18 protein-coding genes are annotated in these 18,420 nt (G+C 72.9%); 6 read left to right on the top strand and 12 right to left on the bottom strand.

Annotated features, from left to right (window positions below):
• Nucleotides 1-24: 24 nt before the first annotated feature.
• From ASE25_RS03250 to ASE25_RS03220, 6 genes are all read right to left on the bottom strand, one after another.
• Nucleotides 25-948 carry a helix-turn-helix transcriptional regulator gene (locus ASE25_RS03250; protein ID WP_056772203.1) on the bottom strand — a complete coding sequence of 308 codons (924 nt, stop codon included), beginning with the start codon at nt 946-948 and terminating at the stop codon, nt 25-27.
• Between the two features lie 69 nt (nt 949-1,017).
• The gene (locus ASE25_RS22195) at nt 1,018-2,394 is read right to left on the bottom strand and encodes a L,D-transpeptidase family protein (protein ID WP_157623300.1); all 1,377 of its coding nucleotides are present in this window, start codon (nt 2,392-2,394) and stop codon (nt 1,018-1,020) included.
• Between the two features lie 184 nt (nt 2,395-2,578).
• Nucleotides 2,579-3,403 (bottom strand): thioesterase family protein, encoded by an 825-nt coding sequence (locus ASE25_RS03235; protein WP_056772197.1) that lies wholly within the window; start codon nt 3,401-3,403, stop codon nt 2,579-2,581.
• Nucleotides 3,404-3,433: 30 nt separating this feature from the next.
• Nucleotides 3,434-4,144: a TetR/AcrR family transcriptional regulator gene (locus tag ASE25_RS03230; RefSeq protein WP_056772195.1), complete on the bottom strand. Its 711-nt coding sequence runs from the start codon at nt 4,142-4,144 to the stop codon at nt 3,434-3,436.
• 34 nt (nt 4,145-4,178) lie between these two features.
• Nucleotides 4,179-5,237 (bottom strand): glycerophosphodiester phosphodiesterase family protein, encoded by a 1,059-nt coding sequence (locus ASE25_RS03225; RefSeq protein WP_162260583.1) that lies wholly within the window; start codon nt 5,235-5,237, stop codon nt 4,179-4,181.
• A 7-nt stretch (nt 5,238-5,244) separates the two neighbouring features.
• Nucleotides 5,245-6,225, bottom strand: a complete 981-nt coding sequence (locus tag ASE25_RS03220) for an L-lactate dehydrogenase (RefSeq protein WP_056822669.1) — start codon at nt 6,223-6,225, stop codon at nt 5,245-5,247.
• Nucleotides 6,226-6,281: 56 nt separating this feature from the next.
• Between ASE25_RS03220 and ASE25_RS03215 the strand changes: the two genes are divergently transcribed.
• Complete coding sequence (locus ASE25_RS03215; RefSeq protein ID WP_056822667.1) at nt 6,282-6,764, top strand: AAA family ATPase; 483 nt, start codon at nt 6,282-6,284, stop codon at nt 6,762-6,764.
• A gap of 44 nt (nt 6,765-6,808) precedes the next feature.
• The gene (locus tag ASE25_RS03210) at nt 6,809-7,567 is read left to right on the top strand and encodes a YqjF family protein (protein ID WP_082622660.1); all 759 of its coding nucleotides are present in this window, start codon (nt 6,809-6,811) and stop codon (nt 7,565-7,567) included.
• 18 nt (nt 7,568-7,585) lie between these two features.
• Here ASE25_RS03210 and ASE25_RS03205 read toward each other — a convergent pair whose 3' ends face one another.
• The gene (locus ASE25_RS03205; protein WP_056772187.1) at nt 7,586-8,941 is read right to left on the bottom strand and encodes an aspartate aminotransferase family protein; all 1,356 of its coding nucleotides are present in this window, start codon (nt 8,939-8,941) and stop codon (nt 7,586-7,588) included.
• Between the two features lie 152 nt (nt 8,942-9,093).
• Here ASE25_RS03205 and ASE25_RS03200 point away from each other — a divergent pair, with 152 nt between their 5' ends.
• From ASE25_RS03200 to ASE25_RS03190, 3 genes are all read left to right on the top strand, one after another.
• Nucleotides 9,094-10,476 carry an FAD-binding oxidoreductase gene (locus ASE25_RS03200; protein ID WP_056822664.1) on the top strand — a complete coding sequence of 461 codons (1,383 nt, stop codon included), beginning with the start codon at nt 9,094-9,096 and terminating at the stop codon, nt 10,474-10,476.
• Between the two features lie 144 nt (nt 10,477-10,620).
• Nucleotides 10,621-11,160 carry a gluconokinase gene (locus ASE25_RS03195; protein WP_056772184.1) on the top strand — a complete coding sequence of 180 codons (540 nt, stop codon included), beginning with the start codon at nt 10,621-10,623 and terminating at the stop codon, nt 11,158-11,160.
• Nucleotides 11,160-12,764 (top strand): GntP family permease, encoded by a 1,605-nt coding sequence (locus tag ASE25_RS03190; RefSeq protein ID WP_082622658.1) that lies wholly within the window; start codon nt 11,160-11,162, stop codon nt 12,762-12,764. The genes ASE25_RS03195 and ASE25_RS03190 overlap by 1 nt, the downstream gene beginning before the upstream one ends.
• On the opposite strand, the gene ASE25_RS03185 is transcribed toward ASE25_RS03190, so the two are convergent.
• From ASE25_RS03185 to ASE25_RS03165, 5 genes are all read right to left on the bottom strand, one after another.
• Complete coding sequence (locus ASE25_RS03185) at nt 12,757-13,584, bottom strand: 2-phosphosulfolactate phosphatase (RefSeq protein ID WP_056822662.1); 828 nt, start codon at nt 13,582-13,584, stop codon at nt 12,757-12,759. The two genes, ASE25_RS03190 and ASE25_RS03185, sit on opposite strands and share 8 nt — an antisense overlap.
• A gap of 20 nt (nt 13,585-13,604) precedes the next feature.
• Complete coding sequence (locus ASE25_RS03180; protein WP_056822659.1) at nt 13,605-14,396, bottom strand: CAP domain-containing protein; 792 nt, start codon at nt 14,394-14,396, stop codon at nt 13,605-13,607.
• Between the two features lie 75 nt (nt 14,397-14,471).
• Nucleotides 14,472-14,879 (bottom strand): MmcQ/YjbR family DNA-binding protein, encoded by a 408-nt coding sequence (locus ASE25_RS03175; RefSeq protein ID WP_056822657.1) that lies wholly within the window; start codon nt 14,877-14,879, stop codon nt 14,472-14,474.
• A gap of 38 nt (nt 14,880-14,917) precedes the next feature.
• Nucleotides 14,918-15,637 (bottom strand): DsbA family oxidoreductase, encoded by a 720-nt coding sequence (locus ASE25_RS03170; protein ID WP_056822654.1) that lies wholly within the window; start codon nt 15,635-15,637, stop codon nt 14,918-14,920.
• Between the two features lie 85 nt (nt 15,638-15,722).
• Entirely contained in the window at nt 15,723-16,562 is an 840-nt protein-coding gene (locus ASE25_RS03165; RefSeq protein ID WP_056822652.1) for an alpha/beta fold hydrolase, read from the bottom strand.
• A gap of 127 nt (nt 16,563-16,689) precedes the next feature.
• Here ASE25_RS03165 and ASE25_RS03160 point away from each other — a divergent pair, with 127 nt between their 5' ends.
• Entirely contained in the window at nt 16,690-18,390 is a 1,701-nt protein-coding gene (locus ASE25_RS03160) for an alpha/beta-hydrolase family protein (RefSeq protein ID WP_056822650.1), read from the top strand.
• The last annotated feature ends 30 nt before the right edge of the window (nt 18,391-18,420 follow it).

The raw sequence follows: 18,420 nt of genomic DNA, 5'->3' as shown, positions 1-18,420 counted from the left end.
CGCCGTCCCCGAGGGCGTATGCCGTCAGGCGTGGTGGGCGGCGTCGAGCCACTCGATGGGGTCGCCCCACCCGAGCCGGCTGACCCCGTGCTTGTCGAGCGCGCGCACCGCGAGGGTGCGCCGGTGCGCCGCGAACGTCAGGACGTGCGCGACCATCGCGCCGTAGGAGCAGACGTAGGGCGGGTCGCACGACGCGTCGACGAAGACGTCGTCGAGCCGACCCTCCTCGATCGCGTCGCGCACGTGGCCGAGGAAGACGGGTGCGGCGTCGGCGAGACGGCGGCGCGCCGACGTCAGCGACTCGTGCTCCTCGACGGAGAAGTCGTAGTCGCGGCTCGCCATCGTCGCGTTCCACATCGCCATCTGGCCGACGAGCCGGCTGATGATGCGCCGCAGGGTCGACGGGTCGGGATCGTCGTCGACGTTGATGACGATCGGCTCGTCGAGCTGTTCGTCGGTGAGCTGGCCGGCGCACTCGATGAGCTGGCCGGTCAGCCAGATGTGGTGCTCGACCATCCTCTGCACGAGGTCCATGGCAGTGACCTTTCGCTGGGCCGGGAGGCGTATGCCGCCGGGCGGGTGGAAGTGGATGTCGTTGGCCGCCTCGAGACGGATCGTCCCCGGACGTCCGCGCCACGCGCTCGGCGTCGTGCCGTAGGCGCGACGGAACGCCCGGGTGAACGCCTCGTGCGAGCCGTAGCCCGCCTCGACCGCGACGTCGAGGACGGAGAGGCGGCTCGCCGCGAGGCGGTAGGCCGAACGCTCGAGCAGCACCCTGCGGCGCAGGGAGCTCGGCGCCTCGCCTGCGCCCGCGCTGACGATGCGGTCGAGGTGGAACCGTGACAGGTGCAGCCGGCCCGCGATCTGCTCGCCGGTCAGGTCGGGCTCGTCGAGGGTGTCGACGAGCACGTCCAGCCAGGCGCTGAAGGTGTCACGGGAGCCGGTCACGTCACGATCCTGCGCGACCCGGCCCCACGCGTACTTGATCGGGTTTGCTCTGTCGGCAAGGACGCCCGCTCAGGGGTAGACGACGACCTTGTCACCGATGCGCACCGCGAAGAAGAGCGCCTTGACCTGCGCGTGGTCGGCGATGTTGACGCAGCCGTGGCTCGCGCTGGCGTAGCCGAGCCGCGCGAAGTTCGACGAGTAGTGCACGGCCTGGCCGCCGGAGAAGAACATCGAGTAGGGCATCGGCGTGAAGTAGAGGTTGGAGATGACGTACTCGTACTTCCGGGAGACGCTGAAGGTGCCCTCGCGCGTCTCCTTGCCGGGACGGCCGAAGCGGGCCCACATGGCCGTGAGCGGCTTGCCGTTCACGACCCACGTCAGGGTGCGGGTCGACTTGTCGACGCACATGACCCTGCCGGTGCGGCAGCGCTTGTCGAGCGAGGAGAGCGTCGGCACGAGCGGGCGCAGGCCCGCGTAGTAGCGGTGCTGGTCGAAGGTGCCGGGGGTGTAGGTCAGGGCCCGCAGGCGCGCCCACGTTCGGCTGTCGACGACACCCGACTGCGGCACGTCGTAGGCGCGCTGGAAGGCGAGCACCTTCTGGCCGAGCGTCCAGCCGTAGGTGCCGGAGAACGCATACGGCCAGAGGCCCTTGGCGCCGAGGCGTCGCTGGAGCTCGCGGACGTTGGCGGCGGCCGCCGTGCGGCCGAGCACGACCGGGGACGTCGACATCGAGACGAGCCGGCTCCACGTGCGCTGGTCGAGCACCCCGGACTGGGGGAGGTTCTGGTCGCGCTGGAAGGTGAGCACCTTCTGGCCGAGGGTCCAGCCGTAGTAGCCGGACACGGCGTAGGACCAGTAGGACGCCTTGACGGCACGCAGGCGCGACTGGAGGTCCTTGACGGCGTAGCCGGACGAGCCCTCCTTGAGACGGGTCGCGGTCGCGGTGAGGGCGACGAGTCGGCTCCAGGTGCGCTGGTCGACGACGCCGGTGCGAGGGAGGGACTGGTCGGTCTGGAAGGCGAGGACCTTCTGGCCGAGCGTCCAGCCGTAGTAGCCGGAGACGGCATACGTCCAGTACGACGCCTTGACGAGGCGCAGGCGCACCTGGAGGTCCTTGACCTTCCAGCCGGAGCTGCCGGCCGCGATGACGACGGGGCTCGGTGCGGGCGGCGGCGGGGTCGTCGTCGTGGGGCTCGACGTCGTCGTGGTCGACGTCGTGGTGGACGGCGTCGTCGTGGTCGTCGTCGTGCTGCTGGAGGTCGTGGTCGTCGTGGCGTCGGCGACGGTGCTTCCGCCGGTCGAGCCCGTCGAGCCCGTGGACGTCGAGGTGCCGGGCGGTGTCGGCGTGCCGGTCAGGTCGTCGGCGCGGGCGGCCGGAGCCGTCACGGCGAGTGCGATGACCGCGAGCGTGGCAGCGACGCTGCCCACGGTGCGATTCCTGTCCATGCGGATGGTCCTCATGGTGTCCCCTGGTGTCCTGACCGCGCGACGGCGGGTGTGAGTCGGCGCGATCGCGCCCTTCATTGTGGCAGGCGAACCGGGCTTTGGCGCGGCGTGCCGACACCTCCCCGGACGCGTCGGCGTGCCGAAAGGTTGTCGCGGTCCGGCGACCGGTCCGGAGGGGAGGGGGTCAGGCTCCCGGGAGGCGGCGGACCGTGAGGATCTGCTCGGCGCGACCGACGGGGCCGCGCTCGTCGTGCAACGTCGTCGAGGTCAGCCCGAGACCTGTCGGGCCCATCGTCACCCGGGTGTCGAAACCGACCCATCCGCGGACCGGCTCGCGGAAGAGGTGCACGCTGAGGTCGACGTTGGGGAACATCCACTCCCGCGGCGAGACGCGCACGGCGATGCCGTTGGCGGTGTCGGCGAGGCGTACGAGATCGGCTGTGGGAGAGCAGGTCTCGCCGTCGACGAGGGGATTGAGCGCGCGGATCCAGGCCCGGGTCCGGCCCGGGCGACGCTCGGCGTCGACCCGGAACTCGAGCCCCTCGATGTAGCCGCCCTCCCAGGTGTCGGCCCCCTCCCAGGGGCGCATCTCGTCGGGTCGGGGGATCGGCTCGAGCTCCACGCCGGCCACGGGCTCGGAGTCGTGGGCGGCGAGCCTCCACGCGTGGGCGCGCACGACGGGGCGGTCGTCGACGAGCAACGTCGCCTCGACGAGCTCGATGGTGCGACCGGGGCGCGTCGTGCGCACCTCGACCCGGCTCGGTCGCGCCGGGATCATGCCGAGGATGTCGAAGGAGATGCGCGCCAGCTGCATCCCCTCGCGTGGCTCGTGGAGGTCGATCTCGTGGGCGAGGATGCCGCTGACGGGAGCCATGTGCTGCTCGTCGTCGCGCCAGGCGCCCTGCACGTGCACGGTCGGGGCGTAGCGGCCGCGGTCGAGCCGACGGTAGAAGGCCGGGGTGTCGCGGTCGAGCTCGAAGCCGGTGCTGTCGCGGGTCTCGCTGGTCACCCGCCCACCCTAGGTGTCGGTGGGTGCCGCTCAGACCGCGCCGTCGGAGAGGCCGAGCCCGAGGTCGACCATGCGGACGAGGCGCGGCGCGAGCTCGTCCACGGCGCCGGGCGGCAGGTCGCGCAGCGGGCCTTCGAGGGCGAGCATCGCCATGCCGTGCACGGCCGACCACGCGAGCAGCTCGGCACCGGGACGCTCGTCGTCGGACATGACGCCGGCGTCGACCATGGCGTCGAGGGAGTCGGCGAGCAGCTGGAAGGGGGTGCGCCCGCCCGTGCCGGCCGCGTCCGGGGAGGCGGCCCGGCTGAGGTCGACCGGAACGGCGAACGCCGCGCGGAACAGCCCCGGCTCGTCCATCGCGAAGCGCAGGTAGCCGACGCCGACGGCCCGGAAGCGGGCACGCGCCCGCTGGCCCGTCTCGAGGTCGTCGGGCACGGCGTCCATCGTGGCGCCGATGACGTCGGCGGCACGTGCCTGGGCGCGGGAGACGACCTCGCCCAGCAGCGCGTCACGGTCGGCGAAGTGGCGGTATGCCGCATTGGCCGAGACCCCGACGCGGCGCGTCGCCTCGCGCAGGACGACCTTGTCGGGCCCGCCCTCGCGGGCGAGGTCGGTGCCCGCCTCGAGCAGGGCCCGGCGCAGGTCACCGTGGTGGTACGTCGCCCGCGCCGGCGGGGTGCCCGACGGGTCGGGTGCCGTGCCGGGTGCCGGGTCGGCGTCGAAGGCGGCGGACGTGCTCACAGCCCCATCATGCTCCGGGGCGTCCCGACGGGCCTCACCCGGCTGCGGGATGGGACGGGGGTGTCGCGAGGCCGCGCCGGGTCAGCACGGTGCGGAGCAGGTCGGGGCGGTTGGTGATGAGACCGTCGACGCCGAGGTCGACGAGACGACCCATGTCGTCCTCGTCGTCGACGGTCCACGGCACGACGGCGAGCCCCGTGGCGTGCGCCGAACGGACGAGCGCGGCATCGACGGGGAGGTCCTCCCGCGGCGACAGGGCGACGACACCGGCGATGCGGGAGGCGGCGCGCACGACGTCGCCGCCCACGTCGTCGACGTCGATGCCGCCCAGCCACGGGGACGCGCCCTCCTGGCCCCGCTCGAGCCGCTCGGGGGAGACGAGGGCGACGAGCCGGGCTCGGGGCGCGATGCGGTGGACCGCGGTCAGGCTCGCCCAGTCGAACGACTGGATCGTCGCCCGGCCCGCGACGCCGCCCTCGTCGAGCACCGCCCACACCTTCGCCGCGTACTCGGCGCGCGGCACGGTGAGCCCGAGGTCGTCCGCCTGCACCTTGATCTCGACGTTGAGCCCGACGTCGTCGGCGCCGCGCTCGCGCAGCAGGTCGACGACCTCGCGGAGCTCGGGCACCGTCGCGCCGGACACGGCGCGCTGGTCCGGGTGTTCGGGGGTCGGTTGGTAGCCGCAGTCGAGCGTGCGCACCTGCGCGAGCGTCAGGAGCCGGAAGGGCTTGCCGGAGTAAGGAAAGAGGTCGTCGGACGGGGCCGCCGGCGACGTGTCGCGGCACGTGTCGGGGTTGACCCGGTTGTCGTGGGCGACGACGACGGCACCGTCGCGGGTGACCTGCGCGTCGAGCTCGAGGGTCGTGACGCCGATGTCGAGCGCGCGCGAGAAGGCCTCCAGGGTGTTCTCCGAGGTCAGGTCCGCGCCGCCGCGGTGCGCCTGGAGGTCGAAGGTGCGGGCCAGTCTGGTCGGGGCGTCCGCGGGAGCCCCTCCGTCGCCCGCGCAGCCGGCCACGCCGAGAGCGAGGGCAAGGACGATCCCGCCGCCGAGCGCCGTCACGGCACCCGGACGCGGCACTCCTCGCGTGTCCACCACGTCGTCAGAAACCGAAGCGCCGGGCCGTCGCACGCACGGCATCCGCGGACGCCCGCAGGCCCGACAGCTCATCGTCGGTCATCGGCACCTCGACCCGGTCGCCGACGCCGCCGGCGTGGACGATCGCCGGCACCGACAGGCAGACGTCGCTGATGCCGTAGTAGTCGTCGAGCAGCGACGAGACGGGCAGGATGCGGCGCTCGTCGTAGAGGACCGCCTCGATGATGCGCGTGGCGGCGAGGCCGATCGCGTAGTTCGTCGCGCCCTTGCCCTCGATGACGCGGTAGGCCGACTGCACGACGTCGGTCGCGATGCGGTCGCGGGCCTCCTCGTCGAGGGCGATGCGTCCGTCCGACGTGCGCCACTGCAGGAGCGGCACGGAGCCGATGGTCGCGGACGACCACAGCGGCAGCTCGGAGTCTCCGTGCTCGCCGATGACGTACGCGTGCACGCTCTGGGCTGCGACGCCCGTGTGCCCGGCGAGGAGGAAGCGCAGCCGCGACGAGTCGAGGACCGTGCCCGATCCGAAGAGCCGCTCGGCCGGCAGCCCGGACACCTGGAGCGCGGCATACGTCACGACGTCGACGGGGTTGGTCACCATGACGTGCACGGCGTCGGGAGCGACCTCGACGAGCCGCGGCAGGATCGCCCGCATGATGCCGATCGTCGACTCGGCGAGGTCGAGCCGGGACTGCCCGGGCTTCTGCTTGGCCCCCGCCGTGAAGACGATGACGTCGGAGTCGGCCAGCACCTCGACGTCGTCGGAGCCGTCGACGTGAGCCATCGGGACGAACTGGATGCCGTGGCTGAGGTCGAGCGCCTCGGCGCGCACCTTGGCGCTGTTGACGTCGAACAGCGCGACGTTCTGGGCGACACCACGCATCAACGCGGCATACGCCAGCGTGGCGCCGACGGCGCCGGCCCCGACGATCCCGAGCTTCGTCGTGCGGCGGCGGGTGCTGCCTGCCGGTGTCTCCACGGTCATCGTCGGTCCTCCGTCGCTCGTGCACGTCGTCGCTGCGAGTGTGTCAGCCTGACGGCATGACTGGTGAGGGACCGCGGCTCGTCCTCGTCGTCGGGCTGCCCGGCGCGGGCAAGACGACGCTGGCGAGGCGTCTCGAGACCGAGCGTCCCGCCGTGCGGATGAGCCCCGACGAGTGGCTGCGCGACCTGCGCATCGACCCGCTCGACGGCACCTTCCGCGACCTGCTCGAGCACCGGCTCTGGGACGACACCCGACGGCTCCTGCGCCTCGGCGTGAGCGTCGTGCTCGAGTACGGGCTCTGGGCCGAGGCCGAGCGTGAGGAGAAGCGCGTCGCGGCCCGGGCCCTCGGCGTCGGGGTCGAGCTGCACGTGCTCGACCTTCCCGTCGAGGAGCTCTGGGCGCGGATCGAGCGTCGCAACCGCGACGGTTCCCCCGGCTCCGTGCCGATCACGCGCGCACAGCTCGACGCCTACCTGCCGTGGTGGCACGCCCCGTCCGAGGAGGAGCGGTCCCGCTACGACGCCCCTGCGGGCTCCTGACGCGTGTCGAGGGCCGGCGGGTCCCGGCGTGTGACGATGGGGTCGTGGACCTGCCCGTGGATGCCGTCCCGTCGCTGGACGGGTATCCCGTGGCGCCCCCGCCGCTGCGCCCGCCCGTCGTCTTCGACCAGATCTGGCGTGACCTGACGTTCGTCCACTGGCCCGTCGACCCGGGCTCCGTGCGCCACCTCTTCCCTGCGGGCACGCGCCCGGACGTCTTCGCCGACGGGCGCACGTACGTCGCGCTCGTCCCCTTCGTCATGGACGGCATGCGGCTCGGTCGGGCGCCCTCACCTCGGCTGCCCTGGCTCGGCAGCTTCCTCGAGACGAACATCCGGCTCTACTCGGTCGACGACGCCGGGCGGCACGGTGTGCTCTTCCGCTCGCTCGAGACCGAGCGCGCCCTCGTCGTCCTCGGCGCTCGCGCCGGCCTCGGGATCCCCTACACGTGGGCCCGGATGCGGCTGCGCCGCGACGGTGACGTCGTGACCTACACGAGCCGGCGCCGAGCCCCGGCCCGCGGACTGCGCAGCCTCCTCACGGTCCGCGTCGGTGAGCCGGTCGAGCCGACGCCGCTCGAGACCTGGCTCACGGCCCGCTGGGGCGCCCACACCCGCGTCGCCGGGCGCACGCTCTGGGTGCCCAACGAGCACGGGCCGTGGCCGTTGTATGCCGCCGACGTCGTCGAGCTCGCCGACGACCTTCTCGGGGCGAGCGGTGTCACCCCGGCCGGGCCGCGGCTGCGCGCGTTGTGGTCACCCGGAGTGGCCACGCGGTTCGGGGGCCCGGCCCGGGTGGCGTGACGCCCAGGTCGTGACGGCTCAGGCGAAGAGCTCGTGGAGGCACTCGCCGAACATCGTCGTGTGCGCCTCGACGTCGGCGGCGCTCGTGGCCGGGCTCATCAGCGCCATGTTGTGGAAGGGCGTCAGGAGGATCCCGCGGTTGAGGGCGTAGAGGTGGAGGTACTGCTGCAGTTCGAAGTCGTCGGCGTCGTGCGCCTCCTGGCCGTCGTGCGAGGGTCGACCCGAGAAGTTGTACTCCGCCCGCGCGCCGAGCCGCGTGACGTGCCAGTCGGCACCGACCGCGTCGATGCCGGCCTGCACCCCGTCGGCCCACGCGTCGGCGAGCGGCACCATGTGCTCGAACGCCTCGGCCGTCATGACCTGCTCGAGCGTGGCCTTCATGGCCGCCATCGACAGCCCGTTGCCGGCGAGCGTGCCGCCGATGCCGCCCACGTCGATGTCCTCGAGCTCGATGGAACGAGCGATCCGGTCGGCGATGTCCCGGGTGAAACCGAAGGTGCCGCAGGGGATGCCGCCACCGATGGACTTGCCGATGACGAGCAGGTCGGGATCGAGACCGTGCGCGCCGGTGTAGCCGCCGGGGCCCGCGCAGATCGTGTGCGTCTCGTCGTTGACGAGCACTGCGCCGTAGCGGGTGGCGAGCTCGCGCACGCCCTCGTTGTAGCCGGGGTCGGGCAGCACGATGCCGATGTTGGTCAGGGCCGGCTCGACGAGGATCGCCGCGACGTCGCCGTGGGCCAGGGCGCGCTCGAGCGCCTCGAGGTCGTTGAACTCGACGACCCGCGTCGTCTCCGACGTGTCGACCGGGGCGCCGATGTTGCTGCGCCGGTCGACCGTCGAGCCGTCCGGGCCCAGCGTCGCGAAGGCCTCGTCGACGGAACCGTGGTAGCACCAGTTGTGGACGACGACCTTGCTGCGACGGGTGAGGTGGCGGGCGTAGCGGATCGCGTGGCGGTTGGCGTCGGTGGCGGTCAGCGTGAACTGCCAGTAGGGCAGACCGAAGCGCTCGGCGAGGCCGGTCGAGACCGCGATGGCGTCCTCGGTGGGCAGCATCGTCGTGATCCCGCGGGAGAGCTGACGGGTCACGGCCTCGACCGTCGGTGCGGGGGAGTGCCCCATCATCGCCCCCGTGTCACCGAGGCAGAGGTCGACGTGGTCGATGCCGTCGACGCACGTGAAGTGCGCCCCCTCGGCGTGCTCGACGAAGACCGGGAAGTCGCCCGGCCACTTGACCATCCAGCTCATCGGGACGCCGCCGGGCATGTGTGCGGCCGCCTGCTCGGCCAGGGCCCGGGAGCGTGGCCGCGCCCCGGAGAAGGCTGTCCGCTCTCGGGCGTGCAGCTCGGCGAGACGGGCGCGATCCACGGTGCTCATGCCCGCATCATGCCCCGCCGAGCGACGTGGCGGAAGTGATGGCCCAAATCTTGCCGGACCGCGGATTCCGTAGGTGTTAGAAGGGGATTCAAGCGAAAAGGCACAGGTTCCCAGGGCTTGCGGAGGGCCTGGGAGGTGGCATGATCCCGCCCATGCCCCCGAGCGGTTACCGCGGCCTCAGCCTCTGGCACGACACGATCGACGACATCGAGCCGCGCCCGTCGCTCGACACCGACATCGACGTGGACGTCGCCGTCGTCGGGGCCGGCTACACGGGCCTGTGGACGGCCTACCACCTCGTCGCTGCCGACCCGACGATCCGGGTCGCCGTCATCGAGAAGGAGGTGGCCGGCTTCGGCGCCTCGGGCCGCAACGGTGGCTGGTGCTCGGCCCTCTTCCCCGCGTCGCTCAAGCGGATGGCCGCCGAGCGCGGGCGCGACGCGGCGGTGCGGATGCAGCACCTGCTCCACAACACGGTCGCCGACGTCGGCCGGATCGCCGACGCCGAGGGCATCGACTGCCACTTCGACCAGGGCGGCTACCTCTCGGTCGCGCGCAACCCGGCCCAGCTCGAACGGGTCCGCGAGGAGGTCGCCGACCATCGCGAGTGGGGCTTCGGCGAGGACGACCACCGTCTCCTCGACGCGCACGAGGTCACCGCGGTCGCCGGCGTCAGCGACGCGCTCGGCGGCTCGTTCACCCCGCACTGCGCGGCCATCCACCCGGCGCGGCTCGTCCGCGGGCTCGCCGATGCCGTCGAGCGCCGCGGCGTCGTCGTCCACGAGCGCACGACGGCCGTCGACGTGCGCAGCCGACGCGTCGTCACGCCGCACGGCACGGTGCGTGCCGAGCACGTCGTGCTCGCGACCGAGGGCTACACGCCGACCGTCGCGGGTCGCCGCCGCGCCATCGCACCGATCTACTCGCTCATGACCGCGACGGAGCCGCTGCCGGACGACACCTGGGCGCAGATCGGCCTCGACAAGCGCACGACCTTCGCCGACAACCGGCACCTGACGATCTACGGCCAGCGCACCCGGGACGGACGGATCGCCTTCGGCGGCAGAGGCGCTCCCTACCACTACGCGTCCAAGGTCTCCCCGCTCTACGACCGCGACGAGCGCGTTCACGCAGCCCTGCGCCGGATCCTCCTCGAGCTCTTCCCCGTCCTCGACGGCGTCACCTTCACGCATGCCTGGGGCGGCAACCTCGGCGTGCCACGCGACTGGTTCCCGTCGGTCCGTCACGACCGCCACACCGGCCTCGCCTTCGCGGGCGGCTACGTCGGTGACGGCGTGGCCACCTCGGCGCTCGCGGGCCGCACGCTGGCCGCGATGATCCGCGGCGACGACCCCGAGGGCCTGGCGACGCTGCCCTGGGCGGGGCGGACGTCGCGCGACTGGGAGCCCGAGCCGCTGCGCTGGCTCGGCGTCAACGCCGTCACCGCGCTCATGACCTCGGCCGACTGGTCGGAGCGCCGCACCGGCCGCCCCTCCCGGGCCGCCTCGGCCTTCTGGACGGCGCTCGGCCAGTAGCTGCCATCCGCCCCGATGGGCGGCCACCGGTGACCCCATCACCTGTCCGGTGGCACCCGGGCTCCGCGTCGGTGTCACCGAACCCTGCCAGATGCCCGCCGCCACAACGGCCTCCGTCATGCGACGGCGCGCTAGGTTCGGAGAATGCTGGACAGCGAGAGCGGTCCCGACCCCGACGTGGTGGTCGTCATGGGAGTCTCCGGGAGCGGGAAGTCGACGGTTGCCAAGGGTCTGTCGACCGTCCTCGGGTGGGAGTTCGCCGAGGGCGACGCCTTTCATCCCGAGGCCAACGTCGCGAAGATGCGCAGCGGCACGCCGCTGACGGACGAGGACCGTTGGCCGTGGCTGGAGGCGATCGGGGCGTGGATCTCGCGCAAGGAGAGCCGGGGCGAGTCGGCGGTGGTGACGTGTTCGGCCCTGCGCCGTGTCTACCGCGACCTGCTCCGCGAGGGCAGACCACACGTCCGGTTCCTGCACGTCACGGCGGAGTCCGATGTCATCCAGGAGCGGATGGAGCACCGCCCTGGCCACTACATGCCACCGTCCCTGCTGCCCAGCCAGCTGGCCACGCTCGAGCCGCTCGAAGAAGACGAGCCCGGAGTGACCATCACCAACGAGGGGAGCGCCGCTCAGGTCCTGGACCGGGCGCTGACCGCCCTCGGCCACCGGAAGGAGCACGCCTGATGTCTCTGATCGCAGTTCCCGCTGCAGTGTCCACGGCCATTCCGGGCGGACTGCCGGCCGCCGACGCGCCCCCGGTGTATGCCGGCAACGCGCAGCTCGTCGCGGCGTGCATCCTCGGCATCCTCGCCGTCGTCGTCCTCATCACGTGGGCGAAGGTCCACCCGTTCCTGTCGCTCATGCTCGGGTCGGCGGTGCTTGGAGCCGTCGCGACGATGCCGGCCGGTGAGACGGTCAAGAGCTTCGTGGCCGGCTTTGGCACGACGGCCGGGGCCGTCGGCATCCTCATCGCGCTCGGGGCGATGATCGGCAAGCTGCTCGAGGACTCCGGCGGCGCCAACCGGATCGTCGGGACGATGGTCGGACGCGTCGGGCCGGGTCGGCTGCCTTGGGTGATGGCAGCCATCGCTGCCATCCTCGGGTTGCCGTTGTTCTTCGAGGTGGGCGTGGTGCTGCTCGTGCCGGTGGTCGTCCTCGTGGCCCAACGAACAGGGCTGTCCCTGATGAAGGTCGGCATCCCTGCCCTGGCAGGGCTTTCGGTGCTTCATGGGTTGGTGCCGCCGCACCCCGGCCCGCTGACCGCGATCGGTCTGCTCAGCGCCGACCTCGGGCGCACGTTGATCTTCGGCATCATCATCGCGATACCGACCGTGGTGGTGGCCGGACCGCTGCTCGCGCGCTTCGTCGACAAGTGGGTGCCCAAGTCGGCGGACGACCTCGTGCTGCTCGGCACGGCATCCGCTGGCGCGACCGCCGCGTCCCGGACCGCGGTGCCCGCCGGCGCTCGGGCCACGGGCCGCGGGACCGCGGTCGCAGGTCCTTCCGGCGACGATGGCCCTGAGACCGGCGGCGCTCGGCGCGGGGCCACCGGTGAGGATGCCGGCGCCAACCGCGGGCTGGGCTCCTTCGAGGAACCGCTGGCGCCCGGGCGCAAGCGCGTCGGCTTCGCGACGGCCATCATCGGCATCACCCTGCCGGTGGTCCTCATGCTGGTCGACGCCATCACCAAGCTTCTCGTCACCGACGAGGAGACCGGGGTCCGCCAGACGATGGACTTCATCGGGACCCCCATCGTCGCCCTGCTCATCGCGGTGCTCTACTGCTACATCGCCCTGGGCCTCGGGTCGGGCCTGAACAAGGGCCAGGTCAGCGACTCGGTCGGGTCCGCGCTGCCCGCGATCGCGAGCATCATCCTCATCGTCGCCGCCGGTGGCGGGTTCAAGCAGACGCTGATCGACGCCGGGGTCGGCAACGTCATCAAGGACTGGGCCGAGGGCGTCAGCATCTCGGTGCTGTTGCTCGGATGGCTCGTGGCTGTGCTCATCCGGCTGGGTACGGGGTCGGCCACGGTCGCCACCATCACCGCGGCGGGCATCGTCGCGCCGCTCGCGCCGACCTTGTCGGCCAACCACCTCGCGCTGCTCGTCCTCGCGATCGGATGTGGCTCGCTGTTCTTCTCACACGTCAACGACGCCGGGTTCTGGCTCGTCAAGGAGTACTTCGGTCTGACCGTGGGCGAGACGATCAAGTCGTGGTCCGTCATGGAGACCGTCATCTCGGTGTTCGGCTTTGCCCTCGTCATGGTGGCCAGCGTCATCGTCACCTGACCGAGGCGCGTCCGGTGTAGGCGCCGTCCGTCAGCACCGGCACGAGCGACGACGCATCGAGCTCGGCCGCGACCGCCACGTCGTCGGGCCAGCCCTGCTCGACGAGCTCGAGGCCGCTCGCGCACGCGTGCAGGGCCTCGTCGACCCGGTGCTCCACGGCGAGCCACGCCGCGCCGGCGGCCTCGGCCTCGGGGCTGAGCAGGAGGGGTCCGCCTCGGTGCTCGAGGAGGCCGGCCAGGGCGGCGACGACCGCTCCCGCACCCCACAGGTCCTCGACGGCCGGGCGCAGGGACCCGTCGGGCCAGCGCTCACCGCTCGGGACGACGAGGACCGCCGGCTGCGACGCCGGACCGTGCGACCGCCGGGACGCGTCGAGCCAGTCGACGATCCAGCCGGCCACCGCAGCGCGGTTGCGCAGCGAGGCCGCCACGACGTAGGCCCCGGCGCCGGCCAGCACGGCGGTGGTCGTCGAGCCGTTGGGCGAGGGCAGGACGAGGTCGCCCAGCGGTCCGGCCGCACGGATCGAGGCCGGGGACAGGCTGACCCCGCCGTCGACGCGGGCCTCGGACCGACCCCGGGCGAGCGTCGCGCCCACCCCGTCGGCGAAGGCCCGGGCCGACCCGTCCTTCCAGCGGTAGGGGTGCACCCGGATGCCCGCGTCGACGGCGACGGACACGCACGTCGTGAAGCTGAGGACGTCGACGACGACCGCGCACACGGGCGAGCCCGCGGCGACGGCATACGCCGTCTGGGCCTCGGCGGCGCCGGGTCCCCAGTCGAGTCGGACGACGTGCCGGTCCTGCGCGTGCCACGGCTGCATGGCACCAACCTAGGGGTGGCTCAGCCGCCGAACGTCTGGGTCCAGTACGTGCCGTAGGTGCCGCCCGTCGCATAGCCGACGCCGAGGTCCCGGTAGGCGCAGTCGAGGATGTTCGCCCGGTGCCCGGGACTCGCCATCCAGGCGCGCATGACCTCTTTGGCGCTCGTCTGGCCGGCCGCGATGTTCTCGGCGATGGCGCCGCCGTCGTAGCCCGCGGCGCGGATCCGCTGGGCGAAGGTCACCCCGTCGGGGCTCGTGTGCGAGAAGTAGTCGCGGCTCGCCATGTCGTCGCTGTGACCCTGCGCGGCGCGCCGGAGGGCGGCGTTCGCCGACACCGGGCCGCAGCCGGCGCGGGATCGCTCGACGTTGACGAGGGCCACGACCTGCCGGGCGACGCCGGCCCGTTCCGGCGGCGCCGGCCTCGTCGAGGGCGCTGGACCGATCGGGCTCGTCGGGCCGGCCGTTCCCGACGGCTGCGGGGAGGAGGTCGGAGCCGGCTGCGGGGCGGTGACGAGAGGAGCCGGGGCGCGGGTGGTGAGCGAGGGCTGGGGTGACGACGTCGACGTCGAGGTCGATGGTGTCGTCGCCGGCGTCGAGGGCGTGCGTCCGGGCTCGGTGGCGTCGGCGACGCGGCTGCTCGGGGTGACCACCGGCACCGAGGGCGTGGAGGGCGTCGACCGGTGGCCGGGACGCAGCCCACCGGACTCGTGGAGGATCGCGAAGCCGCCCATGACGAGCAGCGCGGACAGCGTCAGGGTCACCACCGCGGCGCGCCGCGACCCCATGGCCGCGGGATCGGTGTGCCGTCCCATGTGCGCCTTTCGTCGTCCAGCGAGCGGTACCTTACGCGCCCCGCGGCCGCGGGAGGACGATGGGCGCGCCCGCGCTCAGCCGGCGTCGAGCTCGCGCACGAGGCGGGGCGGTGCCGTCAGCCGGTAGGAGGCGTCGACGAGCTCGGCGACCTCCTGCCAGTCGACCTCCTCCGGCGGGCCGCACGCACGCAGGTCGAGCCCGACCCAGCCGGACGGACCCACGTAGGCAGGGTCGTAGAAGCGTCCGTCACCGAGCAGGGCCGGCCGCTCGGCGGCGTCGGGGAGCACGAGGACGGACTGGCGGTAGGGCTCCGGGTCGTGGTCGCCCTTGACGGTGCCGCCGTAGGTGACGAAGACCTTCGTCGTGAAGAAGCTCGGCCGCCCGTGCGACACCTTCTCGTCGGCGCCCGGCAGCGCCAGGCAGATCTCGCGGACCCGAGCCAGATAGGGGTCCGCGCCGTCGAACATCAGGGGGTGGGCCACCCGACCACGGTAGGGCCGCGGCACCCCTCAGAGGCTCCTCAGGCGCCGCAGACCCCGCCGCAGCCACCGGCGCCGCAGCCGCCGCCGCACCCGCCGCCGGCAGGGACCGGCTCCGGCACCTCGTGCCGGGTCGACCACGCGGTCTCGAGGGCCTGGGTGAAGACCTCGACGGGCTGGGCGCCCGAGACGCCGTACTTCCGGTCGAGGACGAAGAAGGGGACGGACTCGATGCCGAGCATCTTGGCCGTGGCCTCGTCGCTGCGCACGTGGTTGCCGTAGTCGTCCGACTCGAGCATGGCCCGCACGGCGCCCTCGTCGAGACCGATCTCGGTCGCTAGCCGCACGAGCACGTCGCGGTCACCGACCGCGAGGCCCTCGGTGAAGTAGGCACGCATGAGGCGCTCGTGGGCGGCGTCGGACAGGCCCTGCTCGGCGGCGAGGTGGACGACCCGGTGCGCGTCGAAGGTGTTGCCGTAGCGGGCGTGCTCCCAGTTGAAGGTCAGACCCAGCTCGGTGGCCGCCGAGGCCATCGACTCGTGCTGGGCGACCGCCTGCTCGCGCGTCGTGCCGTACTTCGCGGCGACGAGGTCGACGAGCGGCCGGTCGGACACGGGGGCGGCGCCGCGGTCGAGCTCGAAGCTGTGCCACTGCACCTCGACCTCGTCGGCGTGCTCGAACTGCGCGAGCGCGGTCTCGAGCCGGCGCTTGCCGAGGTAGCAGAACGGGCACACGATGTCGGACCAGATGTCGATCTTCACGGTCGTGCAACCTACCCGCGCGCGCCCGTGTTCCCCGCATCGGGCGAGGCGTCGGTCACCCTCCGGGTGAGCGGGCGTATGCCGTTCAGCCGGCTCGCGCGACCCGCTGCAGGATCGCCGCGGCGGACTCCGCATCCCGGGTCTCGGGCAGCCAGTGCCCCGCGTCGAGCTCGACGAGCTCGTAGTCGCCCGTCACGTGCTCGTGGGTCAGCTCGGCCGCGGTCCGGCCGAGGAACGGGTCGCGCGAGCCCCAGACGTAGGTCGTCGGCACCTCGACGCGGTGTGCCGCGACGCCGGAGTGCCGGGCCGCGCGGTACCAGTTGATCGGCCCGGTGAGCGCCTCGGCGTGACCGAGCCGGACGGCATACCTGCTCCGGTCGGCGGCTGGGAGGCCCGAGCGGGCCATGAGGCGGTCGAAGCGGGCGGCGAGGGCCCGCTCGGGCAGCCGCGGCACCTGGAAGGCCGCCATGTACCAGGACTTGCGCTTCTGCTCGGTGCCGGACCGCCAGGCCCGCGACATCGCGGCCGGGTGCGGCGTCGACAGGACGGTCAGTGACGCGATGCGGGTCGGGTGGTTGCCGGCGACGAGCCACGCGAGGGCGCCGCCCCAGTCGTGGCCCACGAGGTGGACCCGCTCCCGCCCGGAGGCCTCGATGAGACCGACGACGTCGGCGACGAGCTCGTCGAGGCGGTAGGCGTCCCGGTCCGGCGGGCAGGCCGTGGGGGAGTAGCCGCGCTGGTCCGGGGCGAGGGTGCGCAGCCCCGCCTCGTGCAGCCGGGCGGCGACCCGGTCCCAGCTCGTGCGGTCGGTCGGGAAGCCGTGGAGCAGCACGACGACGTCACCGTCCAGGGGCCCCGCGTCGGTCACGTCGAAGCGCAGCCCGTCGCGGCTGTAGGTCGTGATCCGGCTCTCGAGGGCTCGCATGTCCCCATCGTGCCCCGGCGGGCCGACGGGTGCCCGGCAGGGTGCCCGGCTGGTTGCCCGGGCCAGGGTCGTCACCTAGGGGCCAAACCCGAGGCGGCGCGACAGCGGGGCGACCTACTGTGGATCCATGCCCGACGTGTCCGACCAGCGCATCCAGCCCGGCGCGAGCCGGGCCTGGTGGCACGTGTCGCGCACCGGGCTGTTCTTCGGCGCCGCCTACTTCCTCACGTCGATGGCCCCGAGCCTGCTGCCGCGCACGTGGTACTACCAGGGCCTCATCAGCGGCCTGTGCGCCGTGGTCGGCTACGCGCTGGGTGTCTTCGTCGCGTGGGTCGTCCGTCGGGTGGCCCGCCTCATCGACCTGCACGTCACGGTGAGCGGGGAGGCCCGGCACTGGCTGCTCGTCGCAGCGCCGCTCTTCGGGGCGGTGGCGGTCCTCGGGCTGACGGTCGCCAACGTGCGCTCGCAGGCGCGCACGGCGGCGTTCGTCCGGCTGACGCCCCTCGACCCGTTCGACTGGGCCCTGGCGCTCGCGCTCGCGGCCGTCGTCGCCGTCCTCTTCCTCGCGATCGCGCGGGGTCTGCGCGGGGCGACCCACCAGCTCGCCGAGGCCGCCGGTCACGTGCTGCCCAAGACGATCGCGACGCTCACCGCCGTCGTCGTCGTGGCCCTCGCGGCGGCGTGGGTGACCGACAGCGTGCTCTTCCACCGCGGCATGCAGGCCTTCGCCGGCGTCGCGGCCCAGGTCAACACCGCCCCGACCGGTCGGGCCGCGCCGACGTCGCCGCTGCGGTCGGGCGGTCCGGGGTCGCTCGAGTCGTGGGACAGCCTCGGCTTCCAGGGCCAGATGTTCGTCACGAGCGCGCCCACGCCGGCACAGATCACCGCGGCGACCGACCGCGGGGCCATCGAGCCGATCCGCGTCTACGCCGGGCGCACGCCTGGGCGCACGGTGAACGACGTCGCCGACGCCGTGGTCGCCGAGCTGCAGCGCACGAAGGCCTTCAACCGCCGGGTGCTCGCGGTCTTCACGACGACCGGCACCGGGTGGGTCGACGACTGGTCGGCCCAGTCCGTCGAGTACCTCAGCAACGGCGACAGCGCGATCGCTGCGATGCAGTACTCCTACCTGCCCAGCGCGATGTCGATGATGACCGACCGCGACACCCCTCGCGAGGCGGGCAAGGCGCTCTTCGACAAGGTGTATGCCGTGTGGCGCACGCTGCCGCCCGACGACCGTCCGCAGCTCGTCGTCGGCGGGGAGTCGCTCGGGTCCTACGGGGGCCAGGCGGCGTTCACCGACGCCGACGACATGCTCGCGCGCGCCCAGGGCGGGGTCTGGGTGGGGACCCCGAGCTTCACCGACATCGCGGAGTCGCTGACGGCCCGGCGCAACGAGGGGTCGCCCGAGATCGTCCCGGTCGTCGACGCGGGACTGCACATCCGCTTCGCGGCGAGCGGCGACCAGCTGACCCACGACTCCTACGGTCGCGACTACGGCGCCTGGGACTTCCCGCGCTTCGTCTACGCCCAGCACCCGTCCGACCCCGTCGTCTGGTGGAACCCGGCCCTGCTCGGCGCCGAGCCCGACTGGCTGCGCGAGCCGCGGGGTCACGACGTCAACCCCGACGTCACCTGGATCCCGTTCGTGACGTTCTGGCAGCTGACCACCGACATGGCCGTCGGCCACGACCCGCCCGACGGCTACGGCCACCGCTACGGTCCCGAGCTCGTCCCGGCGTGGGGCTCGGTCCTCGGCGGTTCGCCCACCGACGACTACTCGAAGCTCGTCGCAGGGATCGAGGACACCGTCTCGCGGGTCGAGTGAGTGCGGCTCCGCGGCTGACCTACGCTCGGA

This window comes from Terrabacter sp. Root85 (assembly GCF_001429185.1).
Classification (GTDB): domain Bacteria; phylum Actinomycetota; class Actinomycetes; order Actinomycetales; family Dermatophilaceae; genus Terrabacter.
This window is presented reverse-complemented; position numbering and strand designations above follow the sequence as displayed.

What these genes read in the sequence shown, in the direction of transcription:
- ASE25_RS22195 (WP_157623300.1), bottom strand. Translation starts at nt 2,394, where the DNA reads ATGGACAGGAATCGCACCGTGGGCAGCGTCGCTGCCACGCTCGCGGTC.
- ASE25_RS03220 (WP_056822669.1), bottom strand. Translation starts at nt 6,225, where the DNA reads ATGACCGTGGAGACACCGGCAGGCAGCACCCGCCGCCGCACGACGAAG.
- ASE25_RS03215 (WP_056822667.1), top strand. Translation starts at nt 6,282, where the DNA reads ATGACTGGTGAGGGACCGCGGCTCGTCCTCGTCGTCGGGCTGCCCGGC.
- ASE25_RS03205 (WP_056772187.1), bottom strand. Translation starts at nt 8,941, where the DNA reads ATGAGCACCGTGGATCGCGCCCGTCTCGCCGAGCTGCACGCCCGAGAG.
- ASE25_RS03200 (WP_056822664.1), top strand. Translation starts at nt 9,094, where the DNA reads ATGCCCCCGAGCGGTTACCGCGGCCTCAGCCTCTGGCACGACACGATC.
- ASE25_RS03195 (WP_056772184.1), top strand. Translation starts at nt 10,621, where the DNA reads ATGCTGGACAGCGAGAGCGGTCCCGACCCCGACGTGGTGGTCGTCATG.
- ASE25_RS03190 (WP_082622658.1), top strand. Translation starts at nt 11,160, where the DNA reads ATGTCTCTGATCGCAGTTCCCGCTGCAGTGTCCACGGCCATTCCGGGC.
- ASE25_RS03185 (WP_056822662.1), bottom strand. Translation starts at nt 13,584, where the DNA reads ATGCAGCCGTGGCACGCGCAGGACCGGCACGTCGTCCGACTCGACTGG.
- ASE25_RS03180 (WP_056822659.1), bottom strand. Translation starts at nt 14,396, where the DNA reads ATGGGACGGCACACCGATCCCGCGGCCATGGGGTCGCGGCGCGCCGCG.
- ASE25_RS03165 (WP_056822652.1), bottom strand. Translation starts at nt 16,562, where the DNA reads ATGCGAGCCCTCGAGAGCCGGATCACGACCTACAGCCGCGACGGGCTG.
- ASE25_RS03160 (WP_056822650.1), top strand. Translation starts at nt 16,690, where the DNA reads ATGCCCGACGTGTCCGACCAGCGCATCCAGCCCGGCGCGAGCCGGGCC.